This window comes from Salinicola endophyticus (assembly GCF_003206575.1).
Classification (GTDB): Bacteria; Pseudomonadota; Gammaproteobacteria; order Pseudomonadales; family Halomonadaceae; genus Salinicola; species Salinicola endophyticus.
This window is the reverse complement of sequence record NZ_PZJO01000005.1, coordinates 51,312-64,158: the sequence shown is the minus strand read 5'-3', so window position 1 is coordinate 64,158 and position 12,847 is coordinate 51,312. Positions and strand designations below refer to the sequence as shown.

The 12,847-nt window shown below is 66.1% G+C and carries 9 protein-coding genes and 5 tRNA genes; 1 reads left to right on the top strand and 13 read right to left on the bottom strand.

All coding sequences use genetic code 11. From position 1 onward, the window contains the following. Positions 1–80: 80 nt before the first annotated feature. The 9 genes from DOM66_RS12550 to DOM66_RS12510 form a co-directional block, all read right to left on the bottom strand. Positions 81–2,003, bottom strand: coding sequence for a PrkA family serine protein kinase (locus DOM66_RS12550; RefSeq protein WP_110674722.1), 1,923 nt, complete (start codon positions 2,001–2,003; stop codon positions 81–83). Between the two features lie 327 nt (positions 2,004–2,330). Then, on the bottom strand, positions 2,331–3,386 hold the full coding sequence (locus DOM66_RS12545) for a threonine aldolase family protein (RefSeq protein ID WP_110690364.1): 1,056 nt from the start codon (positions 3,384–3,386) through the stop codon (positions 2,331–2,333). Positions 3,387–3,592: 206 nt separating this feature from the next. Next, entirely contained in the window at positions 3,593–5,605 is a 2,013-nt protein-coding gene (locus DOM66_RS12540) for an NADPH-dependent 2,4-dienoyl-CoA reductase (RefSeq protein ID WP_110690363.1), read from the bottom strand. A 430-nt stretch (positions 5,606–6,035) separates the two neighbouring features. Continuing rightward, positions 6,036–6,112, bottom strand: a tRNA-Asp gene (locus tag DOM66_RS12535). Positions 6,113–6,143: 31 nt separating this feature from the next. Continuing rightward, positions 6,144–6,220, bottom strand: a tRNA-Val gene (locus tag DOM66_RS12530). Between the two features lie 30 nt (positions 6,221–6,250). Next, positions 6,251–6,327 (bottom strand) — tRNA-Asp (locus DOM66_RS12525). 103 nt (positions 6,328–6,430) lie between these two features. Beyond that, positions 6,431–6,507, bottom strand: a tRNA-Asp gene (locus DOM66_RS12520). A gap of 42 nt (positions 6,508–6,549) precedes the next feature. Then, positions 6,550–6,625: transfer RNA gene (locus DOM66_RS12515), tRNA-Val, on the bottom strand. Positions 6,626–6,689: 64 nt separating this feature from the next. Then, positions 6,690–7,427 (bottom strand): alpha/beta family hydrolase, encoded by a 738-nt coding sequence (locus tag DOM66_RS12510; protein ID WP_245392433.1) that lies wholly within the window; start codon positions 7,425–7,427, stop codon positions 6,690–6,692. Between the two features lie 230 nt (positions 7,428–7,657). Here DOM66_RS12510 and hpxO point away from each other — a divergent pair, with 230 nt between their 5' ends. Beyond that, positions 7,658–8,830: an FAD-dependent urate hydroxylase HpxO gene (hpxO, locus tag DOM66_RS12505; RefSeq protein WP_110690362.1), complete on the top strand. Its 1,173-nt coding sequence runs from the start codon at positions 7,658–7,660 to the stop codon at positions 8,828–8,830. 104 nt (positions 8,831–8,934) lie between these two features. Here hpxO and ttcA read toward each other — a convergent pair whose 3' ends face one another. From ttcA to DOM66_RS12485, 4 genes are all read right to left on the bottom strand, one after another. Next, complete coding sequence (gene ttcA, locus DOM66_RS12500) at positions 8,935–9,837, bottom strand: tRNA 2-thiocytidine(32) synthetase TtcA (RefSeq protein ID WP_110690360.1); 903 nt, start codon at positions 9,835–9,837, stop codon at positions 8,935–8,937. A gap of 170 nt (positions 9,838–10,007) precedes the next feature. After that, positions 10,008–10,229: a hypothetical protein gene (locus tag DOM66_RS12495; RefSeq protein WP_245392432.1), complete on the bottom strand. Its 222-nt coding sequence runs from the start codon at positions 10,227–10,229 to the stop codon at positions 10,008–10,010. A gap of 111 nt (positions 10,230–10,340) precedes the next feature. Then, positions 10,341–12,125, bottom strand: coding sequence for a sodium:solute symporter family protein (locus DOM66_RS12490; protein ID WP_110690359.1), 1,785 nt, complete (start codon positions 12,123–12,125; stop codon positions 10,341–10,343). Between the two features lie 48 nt (positions 12,126–12,173). Continuing rightward, positions 12,174–12,431, bottom strand: coding sequence for a DUF4212 domain-containing protein (locus DOM66_RS12485; RefSeq protein ID WP_110674728.1), 258 nt, complete (start codon positions 12,429–12,431; stop codon positions 12,174–12,176). Between the last annotated feature and the right edge of the window lie 416 nt (positions 12,432–12,847).

The window sequence follows — 12,847 nt, the reverse complement described above, 5'->3', positions numbered from 1 at the left end:
CGGAGGCTGGCCGCCGCCCGTAAGACGCGCGGCGACCCGCCCCGCGCGCCCGCTGACCTCGGCGTCTGGCCGCGGTCGACCTACTGCGACTTGCGCACGCGCAGATACCATTCGGAGAGCAACCGCACCTGCTTCTCGGTATAGCCGCGCATGACCATGCGGTCGACGAAGTCCTCGTGCTTGCGCTGGTCGGAGGCCGACGCCTTGGCGTTGAACGAGATCACCGGCAAGAGCTCTTCGGTGTTGGCGAACATCTTGTGCTCGATCACCCCCTTGAGCTTCTCGTAGGACTGCCAGTTGGGGTTCATGCCGTTGTTGTGGGCCCGCGCGCGCAGCACGAAGTTGACCACCTCGTGGCGGAAATCCTTGGGATTGGAGATCCCCGCCGGCTTCTCGATCTTCTCCAGGTCCTCGTTGAGCGCCTGGCGGTCGAACAGCTCGCCGGTCTCCGGATCGCGGTACTCCTGATCCTGAATCCAGAAGTCGGCGTAGGTGACGTAGCGGTCGAAGATGTTCTGGCCGTACTCGGTGTAGGACTCCAGATAGGCGGTCTGGATCTCCTTGCCGATGAAGTCGACGTAGCGCGGCGCCAGATACTCCTTGATGAAGCGCAGATAGCGCTCGTGGGTCTCCTTGGGCAACTGCTCGCGCTCCAGCGCCTGCTCCAGCACGTAGAGCAGGTGCACCGGGTTGGCGGCGATCTCCTGGGTGTCGAAGTTGAACACCTTGGAGAGGATCTTGAAGGCGAAGCGGGTGGAGAGCCCGGTCATGCCCTCGTCGACCCCGGCGGCGTCGCGGTACTCCTGGATCGACTTGGCCTTGGGATCGGTATCCTTGAGATTCTCGCCGTCGTAGATGCGCATCTTGGAGTAGATGCTCGAATTCTCCGGCTCCTTGAGCCTCGAGAGCACCGAGAACTGGGCCAGCATGCGCAGGGTGTCGGGGGCGCAGGGTGCCGCGTCGAGGGAGGAGTGCTCGAGCAGCTTCTGGTAGATCTTGATCTCTTCGGAGACCCGCAGGCAGTAAGGCACCTTGACGATGTAGACGCGGTCGAGAAACGCCTCGTTGTTGCGGTTGTTGCGGAACTGCTGCCACTCGCTCTCGTTGGAGTGGGCCATGATGATGCCGTCGAAGGGAATCGCGCCCATCCCCTCGGTGGGGTTGTAGTTGCCCTCCTGGGTCGCGGTCAGCAGCGGATGCAGCACCTTGATCGGCGCCTTGAACATCTCGACGAACTCCATCAACCCCTGGTTGGCCCGGCACAGGCCGCCGGAGAAGCTGTAGGCGTCGGGGTCGTCCTGGGAGTAGAGCTCGAGCTGGCGGATATCGACCTTGCCCACCAGCGAGGAGATGTCCTGATTGTTCTCGTCGCCGGGCTCGGTCTTGGACAGCGCGATCTGGTTGAGCCGCGACGGGTAGAGCTTGACCACGCGGAACTGCGACAGGTCACCGCCGAACTCCTTGAGCCGCTTGGCCGCCCAGGGCGACATCGGCCCGTGCAGGTGGCGCGTCGGAATGCCGTACTCCTGGGAGAGCAGCTCGCCATCCTCCTCCGGCGAGAACAGCCCCAGGGGGGATTCGTAGACCGGCGAGTCCTTGATCGCATAGAAGGGCACGCGCTCCATCAACAGCTTCAGGCGCTCGGCCAGCGATGACTTGCCGCCGCCCACCGGGCCCAGTAGATAGAGGATCTGCTTGCGCTCCTCGAGCCCCTGGGCGGCGTGGCGGAAGTAAGCGACGATCTGCTCGATCGCCTCCTCCATGCCGTAGAACTCGGCGAAGGCGGGATAACGGCGGATCACCTTGTTGGAGAAGATCCGCGACAGGCGGGGGTCCTTGGCCGTATCGATGGTCTGCGGTTCACCGATGGCAGCGAGCAGACGTTCGGCGGCGCTGGCGTAGACGCTGGGCTCCTTTCGACACAGTTCGAGATACTCCTCCAGGCTCATCTCTTCTTTCTGAACCCGCTCGTAACGACTCTGGACGTGATCGAAGATACTCATGGAAGCCTCCTGGTCGTGACCCCCAACCGCTCAGGGCACTCACCCTGTCAGCCGGGCTAGCTGACTATCAGCATAGACAGATGCACGGAGCGCCGGGTAGACCCAAGAGTCGAGTCACAACGACGCAGCGTCGACAAGCTCGCTTTAGAACACGCTACCACGATCAGGGTTCGATGCACGGCAATTTGCGCGGAAAAAATGAAGACCCCGACCAAGGTCGGGGCAAGCACTTGAAAGCGCTGAGAAATCACGCACCTGGCGCGACCGGAAGGGGCTTCTGACGGCCCGGAAAGCGCCTGCGGCGATAGCGGGAAGCCCCGCGACGGGTCAGCGAGCGGCGTGATCCATCGCCGCACGGGCGTCGGAGAGCAGGTCGTCGAGCAGCTCGGTGGTGGTGTTCCACGAGCAGACGAAACGCGCCCCGCCGGCGCCGATGAAGGTGTAGAAGGTCCAGCCCTTGACCCGCAGCGCCTCGATCACCGGCGCCGGCAGGCTGACGAAGACACTGTTGGCCTCGGTCGGGAACATCGGCCGGACACCGGGTAGCGCCGCCAGCCCTTCGGCGAGATAGCGCGCCATGGCGTTGGCGTGGTCGGCATTGCGCCGCCAGGCGCCGGTCTCCAAAAGCCCCAGCCAGGGTGCCGCGATGAAGCGCATCTTGGAGGCGAGCTGACCGGCCTGCTTGCAGCGATAGGCGAAATCCTCGGCCAGGCCCTTGTTGAAGAACAGGATCGCCTCGCCCATCGGCAGACCGTTCTTGGTGCCGGAGAAGCACAGCACGTCGACCCCGACCTGCCAGGTGAGTTCGGCCGGCGTGGCGTCCAGGGCACTGCAGGCGTTGGCGAAGCGTGCGCCATCCATGTGCATGCGCAGATCGTACTTGTCGGCCATGGTGCGGATCGCCAGCAGCTCCTCCCGCGAATAGACGGTGCCCACCTCGGTGGCCTGGGTGATCGAGACCACCCGCGGCTTGGGGTAGTGGATATCGCTGCGGCGCACCACCAGACGCTCGATCCCCTCGGGGGTGAGCTTGCCCTCTTCGCCGGGACAGGTGAGCAGCTTGGAGCCGTTGGAGAAGAACTCCGGGCCGCCGCACTCGTCGGTCTCGATGTGTGCCAGTTCGTGACAGATCACGCTGTGATAGCTCTGGCCGAGGGCGGCCAGCGTCAACGAGTTGGCGGCGGTGCCGTTGAACACGAAAAAGACATCGCAGTCGTAGTCGAACAGCTCGCGAAAGCGGTCGGCGGCGCGGTGGGTCCAGACGTCGTTGCCGTAGGCGAGGTCGTCACTGGCGTTGGCCTGGATCAGATAATCGAGTGCTTCCGGGCAGATGCCGGAGGTGTTGTCGCTCGCCAGAAAGCGAGGAGTACAGTCAGAGGTCATTGGGCGGGTCCTTGTACGATCCCTCCCCCGCGAGCCAGGCTCGTGCGGAGGTCAGGCATGAACGCCTGAATCACGCGAAGCGCAAGCCGCGACGACAGGATCGCCATCGTCGCGGCTTGCGCTTCCTCAACCCCAGCAGTCTAACACCTGGCCGCGACGGCGGAAGCCACCCGCCATGGGCGGCACGCGCTCGTCCGCCGACGCGCTCAGAGCCGCGCCGCCAGCCGCGTGCCCTGATCGATCGCCCGCTTGGCGTCGATCTCGGCGGCCACGTCGGCGCCGCCGATGCGATGGGTACCGATGCCGGCGCGGGTGAGATCGTCGAGCAGCGCAAGCTCCGACTCCTGTCCGGCGCACACCACCACGCTGTCGACCTCGAGTACCCGCGGCTCCCCCGCCACGCGCAGGTGCAGGCCAGCGTCGTCGATGCGCACATAGTCACACTCTGCCCAGCTCTCCACCCCGCGCGCCTTGAGCGCCGCCCGGTGCACCCAGCCCGTGGTCGCCCCCAGCCCTGCCCCCGGCTTGCCCGCCTTGCGCTGCAGCAGCGTGATCTGGCGCGGGGGCAGTGGCGTCTGCCGCGGCTTGAGCCCGCCCGGCTCGGCCACGTCGAGATCCACCCCCCACTCGTCGCACCAGGCGTTCAGGTCCAGCGCCGGCTGCCCGCTGTGGGCCAGCAGCTCAGCGACGTCGAAGCCGATCCCGCCGGCTCCGATGATCGCCACCCGCCGTCCGATCCGTTCCGGATGCAGGATCGCCAGCGGATAGGGCACGACGCTGGGGTGGTCGGCGCCCTCCAGATGCAGCTCCCGCGGCTTGACCCCGGTGGCCAGCACTACCTCGTCGAACGCCAGCAGCTGCTGGGCATCGACCTGCTGATCGAGGCGCAGATCGACACCCCAGCGCACCAGCTGACGTTCGAAGTAGCGCAGCGTCTCGGCGAACTCCTCCTTGCCGGGAATCCGCCGGGCGTAGCGAAACTGACCGCCGATCTCCGGCTCACGCTCGAACAGGGTGACCCGGTGGCCGCGCTCGGCGCAGGCGATCGCCGTGGCCAGCCCCGCCGGCCCGGCGCCGACCACGGCGATCTGCTTCGGCGCAGCAGTCGGCGCGAGCACCAGCTCGGTCTCGTGACAGGCACGCGGATTGACCAGACAGCTGGTCAGCTTGCCCTGGAAAGTGTGATCGAGGCACGCCTGGTTGCAGGCAATGCAGGTGTTGATCTCGTCGTCGCGCCCCTCGGCGGCCTTCTCGACCCAGCCCGGATCGGCCAGGAAGGGGCGCGCCAGCGAGACCAGATCGGCGTGCCCTGCGGCCAGCACACGCTCCGCCACCGCCGGCATGTTGATTCGGTTGGTGGCCAGGGTGGGAATGCCGACAGCCGCGCGCACCGCCCGCGAGACGCCGACGAACGCCGCCCGCGGCACGCTGGTAACGATGGTCGGCACCCGCGCCTCGTGCCAGCCGATGCCGCAGTCCAGCGCATCCACCCCGGCCGCCTCCAGTGCCGTGGCCAGGGCCACGATCTCGGCCTGGGTACTGCCCTCCTCGACCAGATCGATCATCGACAGGCGAAAGATCAGTACGAAGTCCTCCCCGCAGCGGCGGCGAATGCCGCGCACGATCTCCAGCGCGAAGCGCTGCCGCCGCGTCGCGTCGCCCCCCCAGGCGTCATCGCGCTGATTGCTGCGCGCGCACAGGAACTGGTTGATCAGATAGCCTTCCGAGCCCATCACCTCGACGCCGTCGTAGCCGGCACGCTGGGCCAGCTCGGCGCAGCGCACGAAGTCCGCGATCTGCTGGTGCACCTCGGCATCGCTCAGGGCATGCGGGGTGAAGCGACTGATGGGCGCGGCGATGGCGGAGGGCGCGACCAGCGCCGGCGAGTAGGCGTAGCGCCCGGCGTGCAGGATCTGCAGGCAGATCGGCGTCTCTTCGGCGTGCACCGCTGCCACCACCTGACGGTGCGCCTCGCACTCCGCCGCCTCGCTCAGCTTGGCGGCATGAGCGAAGACCGCACCTTCGGCGTTGGGTGCGATACCCCCGGTCACGATCAGGCCGACCCCGCGGCGCGCCCGCTCGGCGTAGAAGGCCGCCAGGCGCTCGAAGCCACCGGGCGCCTCCTCGAGATTGGTATGCATCGAGCCCATCACGACCCGATTGCGCAGGGTCAGCGAGCCCACACGCAGCGGGCGAAAGAGATTCGGATAAGCGGTCACGGTCGACTCCACGCAGCGGTGTACGGCAGCATTCAAACGCACGTATGAACGCTAGTGTAACCCAATCCACGGCGGCGACCATTGCACCAAAGCGGCATCGCCAGGGACACACTCATCGCGCCCCAGGGCCATCGCTTCGAGCGAGCGGAGCCCCTGGCAAGCCAGGTGAGCGAAAAACACGGAAGTGTGAGCGGGAAATAGCCACGGGGAGCGCAGAAGAGAGGGCGACAGCGCGAAGGAATGCGCACTAGAGGGCGTACCAACAAAGCACGTGCAAGAAGAGAGTCCGCCAAGAGTGCGCGCGGAGGGTGCCGATCGGCAGTGGCGCAAGATCTCGGAGCCAGAAACGAAAAAACCAGCGCTTGGCTGGTTGATTCGCTCACAGCGACTGTCGTGGCGCTGCGGATACTCGATACTGTCGAGACGTCGATGGCGGACCGGACGGGACTCGAACCCGCGACCTCCGGCGTGACAGGCCGGCATTCTAACCAACTGAACTACCGGTCCGCATATATCGGTGACCATCATCCTGAGACGATGGTGGGTGGTACAGGACTCGAACCTGTGACCCCCAGCATGTGAGGCTGGTGCTCTAACCAGCTGAGCTAACCACCCAAAACGTCTGACGCTGCGCGGCACGAAGTGTGGCGGACCGGACGGGACTCGAACCCGCGACCTCCGGCGTGACAGGCCGGCATTCTAACCAACTGAACTACCGGTCCACTCGAAGCATCGGGTCTGAGTCGTGAAACACCTACCTGATACCCACTACGCGACTTGCAAATGACATCCGGAAAATTGTCGCTTCCCGAACATCGGTGGAAATGGCGGACCGGACGGGACTCGAACCCGCGACCTCCGGCGTGACAGGCCGGCATTCTAACCAACTGAACTACCGGTCCCCAGTTTCCAATACGTGATCCACAGTGCCAACGCTTGCGCGATGGTGGGTGGTACAGGGTTCGAACCTGTGACCCCCAGCTTGTAAGGCTGGTGCTCTCCCAGCTGAGCTAACCACCCGTGGTCACGTGGCGCTGCATTCTACCGGTAGCCGGTTGAAAGTCAACCGCTTTCCCGCAACGATTTATCCCTGCCGTTCATCGACTTGCGCCAGGCGCCGGCTGATCAGGGCTGCAGCGGTATCGATCAGTTCAGCCTGACTCACGCCGAGGCGCCGGGGCGGCTGCCAGTCATGGTCGCCGCCGTCGAGAAAATGGCACTCGAGCTGCGCCGGCAGCGCATACCCTTCGACCTCCGCACGGGTCCCGAATGCATCCCGCGTGCCCTGCAAAAGCAGCAGCGGACACTCGAGCTCAGGCCAGTGATCGAGGCGCAGGCGCTCAGGCTTGCCCGGCGGATGGAAGGGATAGCCGCACAGCACCAGCCCCGGCAGCGGCTCCCGCGCCGCCAGCAGGCTGGCCACCCGCCCACCCATCGACTTGCCGCCCAGCCACGCCGGCGCTTGGCCGTCAGCGTCGATGGCCCGGCGCCAGGCGCTCAGCTCCGCCACCAGCCCCTCGACCCGCGGCGGTGGCCGTCGCCGACCCTCGCGCCGCGTGCGCGCCATGTAGGCGAACTCCACCGCGATCACCTGCACGCCGCCAGCGGCCAGCGCGTGGCGCAGACGGCTCAGGAAGGGAGAGTCGTGCCCCGCCCCGGCACCGTGGCTCAGCAGCAGCCGCGGCCTCTGCTGCACCCCGCACACCCGTACCCCGCCGAGCGCGGTCTCGTGCAACGTGTCATCGCCCCGCGCCAGCGCGGTGGCGATCCGCTGCCGATCTTCGGCGTCGAGTGCCGGCATGGCATCTGCGTGGGTCGTCATCTCCCCTCCTCGTCTTGCCCGGATCGTTACCCGGCCCACGCATCGCCTGGAGCCACGGCGGAAGTGTCCGAGAACGTCCTGGTGGACGTTGTCAGGCATTCCCCTGAAGCCCAGTTTCTGCGTAGGATGAAAAAAACCTGTTCGATCGGTCAGGCGCCCAGCGCGGCAGCGCCACGCCGCCGCTCGCCGTCGATCCCCCCGACAATACAATACGCTTGCGAGGATAACGCATGAGCTTGAACGTTCTGGTGATCGGTGCCGGCATGGGCGGGCTGACGGCCGCGCTGGCGCTCAAGCACCGCGGACACCAGGTGGCCGTGGTCGACCGGGTCGCCGAGCTGCGCCCGGTGGGCGCCGCCATCTCGGTGTGGTCCAACGGGGTCAAGATCCTCAAGGCACTCGGCGTAGGCGAGGCGCTGGAACACGTCAGCGGTGATATGCAGCGCATGAGCTACTACACCCGCGACGGCGCACAACTCACCGACTTCAGCCTCGCCCCGCTGTATGCCGAGGTCGGCCAGCGCGCCTGCCCCGTGGCCCGCGCCGCGCTGCAGCAGCTGCTGCTCGATGCGGTGGGCGCGGAGGCCGTCACCCTGGGCACCGCCTGCACCGACTATCGCCAGGATGCTTCCGGCATCACCGCGCACTTCGACGACGGCAGCGAGCGCCACGCCGATCTGCTGGTAATCGCCGACGGCACCCATTCGCGACTGCGCGAACAGGCGCTGGGCCGGCCGGTGCCGCGGCGCTACTGCGGCTACGTCAACTGGAACGTGCGCGTGCCCGCCAGCGAGGATCTGGCGCCACTGCATGACTGGGTCCAGTACGTCGGCGACCACCAGCGGGTCTCGCTGATGCCGATGAGCGGCGATCCGGCGCACCCGGAGTTCTACTGCTTCTTCGATGTCCCGCTAGCCGCCGGCAGCGACAACGACCCCGCCCGCTACCGCGAGGAGCTGGCGCACCACTTCGCCGGCTGGGCGTCACCGGTGCAGCGGCTGATCGCGCGCTTCGACCCCGCCGCCATGGCGCGGGTGGAGATTCACGACATCGCCCCGCTGGAGACGCTGGTTGCCCCCAGGGTGGCGATACTCGGCGATGCCGCCCACGGCATGGCACCGGATCTGGGTCAGGGCGGCTGCCAGGCGATGGAGGACGCCTGGGTGCTGGCCGAGTCGCTCGAGGCCAGCGGCCACGCCATCGCCGAGGCGCTTGCGCACTACGACGCCGCCAGGGTGGCGCGGGTGGGCGACATCGTCAGCCGCGCGCGCAAGCGGGCCGAGACGACCCATGGCGCCGACCCCGCCGCCACCCGGGCGTGGTACTCAGAACTCGCCGCCGAGGACGGTCGCCATATCATGGGCGGGATGAGCAAGACGATCCTCGGCGGGCCACTCGGCTAAGCCCGCAGCGGCATCGCCCAGACCCGCTGGCGGCGATCACCGGCGGGTGTAGGCGTCTATCGTGGGTCGTGGCTCTCGATCGGGCGCGAAGCGCCAACGGCCGCTCAGGCCTCGCGGGATAGCAGGTCGAGCGCCGCGATTCGCGTCTGCTGACGCTGGCGCTGGCTCTCCTCGAGCCCTTCGAAGTCGAACAGCTCGCGATCGGCCAGCTGCGAGGGAGCAACGTTGGTCACCGCCTTGAACATCGTCTCCAGGCGCCCAGGGTGCTTGGCCTCCCACTCCGCCAGCATCTCCTTGACCACCTGGCGCTGCAGATTGGGCTGCGAGCCGCACAGATTGCAGGGGATGATGGGGAAGGCCATCTGCCGCGCATACTCGGCGATATCCGCCTCACGGCAGTAGGCCAGCGGGCGAATGACGATGTTCTTGCCGTCGTCGGAGAGCAGCTTGGGGGGCATCGACTTGAGCGTGCCGCCGTAGAACATGTTGAGGAACAGCGTCTCGAGCATGTCCTCGCGGTGATGGCCAAGGGCGATCTTGGTCGCGCCGATCTCCTCGGCAAAGCCGTAGAGCGAGCCCCGGCGCAGACGCGAGCAGAGCGCGCAGGTGGTCTTGCCCTCCGGGGTCTTCTCCTTCACCACCGAATAGGTGTCGCGCTCGAGGATATGGTAGGCGACATTCTTGGTGGCGAGATAGTCGGGCAGCACGTGCTCGGGGAAGCCCGGCTGCTTCTGGTCGAGATTGACCGCCACCAGCTCGAACGCCACCGGGGCGTTGCGCTGCAGGTTGAGCAGGATCTCCAGCATGGTGTAGGAGTCCTTGCCGCCGGACAGGCACACCATCACCTTGTCGCCTTCGTGGATCATGCCGTAGTCGATGATCGCATTGCCGACCTGGCGGCGCAGGCGCTTCTGCAGCTTGTTGAATTCGCGTCTGGCCTTGGCAGACGCATCGGCCTCGGCAGTCTCTGCCTGCCGGCTATCGAGGGGATCGCTGGCTCGTTGCATGCTTCGCTCTTTCGCGCCGCTGCCCGCAACACGGCAAGGATCGCCGGTCGCCGCTGGACGCGGGTGTCATTCGTGGGCTCGTGGGGCGCCTATGCTAACACCGCCCCGGGCGGCGGCGAAGCGCTGGCGTACCGATCACCGACGACCAGCGCGAGTGGCGGCAACGGCGCTCAGATCACGTGCATCACGCCCAGATAGCGCACCGTCACCCCCACGAACAGCACCGCGATACCCGCGCGCTGCAGCTTGAACTCGGTCGGCGTGAGCACCATTCGTCGCTGCCAGAACAGCAGCACGCCGCGCAGATCGCGGGTGCGCCGCACGTAGCGCAGGTAGCTCACCCCCACGACCAGCAGCCCGAGCAGCAACAGGCCATTCTCCATCCAGTTCATCGTTGCCTCCTCGTGTTGTTGGCGTACTCATTGTCGGTATCGTCACTGTTGGCATCGTCGACCAACGACACCGCCCCGGTGCGCCGGGGCGGTGTGCGGTCAGACTTCGGTTCAGTGGTCGACCGCGGCGCCGGCACCGCGCGGCACACGGATCTCCTCGACGATCTGCTGGATCTCCGCCGGCGGCGGCGCGGTGAAGCGGCACACCACCAGCGACACCACGAAGTTGAAGATCATGCCCAGGGTGCCGATCCCTTCCGGCGAGATGCCGAACCACCAATGCTCGGGGCTGTTCATTTCCGGCGCTACGAACTTGAAGTAGACGATGTAGCTGAAGGTGAAGACCAGCCCCACCAGCATCCCGGCGATCGCCCCCTCCTTGTTCATGCGCTTGTAGAAGATGCCCATCAGGATCACCGGGAAGAAGCTCGACGCCGCCAGCCCGAAGGCGAACGCCACCACCTGGGCCACGAATCCCGGCGGGTTGATGCCGAAATAGCCGGCGATCACGATCGCCACCGCCGCGGCGAGGCGCGCGGCCAGCAGCTCACCCTTCTCGGAGATGTCCGGCTTGAGCTGCTTCTTGAGCAGGTCGTGGGAGATCGCCGACGAGATCACCAGCAGCAGCCCGGCCGCGGTCGACAACGCCGCCGCCACGCCCCCGGCAGCGACCAAGGCCACCACCCAGGCGGGCAGATTGCCGATCTCGGGGTTGGCCAGCACGATGATGTCGCGGTCGATATAGACCTCACCGGGATTGTCGGTGGGGGCGTTGCTCAACAGCCGCTCGCCGTGGATGCCACGCTCGCCGGTATAGACCGGGGCCCCCTGGAACGGATCGCCGGCGGACATCTGTACCTCGCCGTCAGCGTTCTTGTCGTTCCACGCGATCAGCCCCGAGTTCTCCCAATTGTGGAACCACTGCGGCAGCGACTCGTAGGCGGTGTTGTCGACCGTCTCGATCAGGTTGACCCGGGCGAAGGCGCCCACCGCCGGCGCGCTGGTGTAGAGGATGGCGATGAAGAACAGGGCCCAGCCGGCACTGACCCGCGCATCGCGCACCCGCGGTACGGTGAAGAAGCGCACGATCACGTGGGGCAGCCCGGCGGTGCCGCACATCAGCGCCGCGGTGATGAAGAAGACATCGATGGTCGACTTGGTGCCCGAGGTGTAGGCGCTGAAGCCGAGTTCGGTCACCAGCTGGTCGAGCCGGGTCAGCAGATAGACCCCGGTGTCGTTACCGGCGGCGTCGAGCAGCGTGGCGCCGAAGCCGGTCTGCGGCAGGATATGCCCAGTCATCATCACCGAGAGGAAGATCGCCGGCACGGTGAAGGCGAAGATCAGCACGCAGTACTGCGCGACCTGGGTGTAGGTGATGCCCTTCATGCCGCCGAGCACGGCGTAGAAGAACACGATCACCATGCCGATCGCCACGCCGATGTCGACGTCGACCTCGAGGAAGCGGGCAAAGACGATCCCGGTACCGCGCATCTGCCCTGCCACGTAGGTGAAGGAGACGAAGATGACGCAGATCACCGCCACCGTGCGCGCCACGTTGGAGTAGTAACGGTCACCGATGAAGTCCGGCACCGTGAACTTGCCGAACTTGCGCAGATAAGGCGCGAGCAGCATCGCCAGCAGCACGTAGCCGCCGGTCCAACCCATCAGGTAGACCGAGGCGTCATAGCCCGAGTAGGCGATGATCCCCGCCATCGAGATGAACGACGCCGCCGACATCCAGTCGGCCGCGGTGGCCGCACCGTTGGCGATCGGCGAGACGCCGCCGCCGGCGACGTAGAACTCCTTGGTGGAGCCGACCCGCGAGGCGATCGCGATGCCGATGTAGAGGACGAAAGAGCCCCCCACGAAGAGATAGGTCAGTAATTGAATATCCATCAGGCCTGTCCTGTGTGTTGGTTCTTGTTGGTTGCGATAGATGTCCAATTACTGCTCTTCGACGTCGAACTCCCGGTCGAGCCGGTTCATCTTCCAGGCGTAGACCACGATCAGCACCAGGAAGGCGTAGATCGCGCCCTGCTGGGCGAACCAGAAGCCGAGCTTGAAGCCAAAGACGTGAATCGTATTGAGCGGCTCGACCAGCAGCACGCCGAAGCCATAGGAGACGATGAACCAGATCACCAACAGCGTGGCGATCAAGCGTATGTTGGCCTTCCAGTAGTCCTGTCGGCTCTTTCCCTTCATGAGACTCCCCCTCTCGCTGCTCGAAAGCGCCCCCCGCCCACTGGGCGCACACGGGTGCGTCCTGCCCGATTTGCGTGCCGATCGCCGGGCGCGCTGCTGAGCGCTCGAAAATCAACGGCTTGTCGGGTTCGGCGACACGAGTGCAGCCTATGTCAGAGGGGGCTTGCGGGGGCAGGCTGACTTTAGTCGAGGGGTGACGGGCGGCTCGACGCATTAACGTTTTCTTTATTAATAACAGTCATGTAGAGAATTCGTTCAGACATTGAACCTTGGTCTATCAGGCCAAAGCATGAGCGTCCGAGGCGCGGGCATCGCCCGCGTCTGTCACACTAGACGCCCTGCACGGCGCCAGGGCGCTGGCGAGGCGCGCCGTGGCAGGCGATCATAGCGGGGGGCGACCCAAAGGGAATCACACG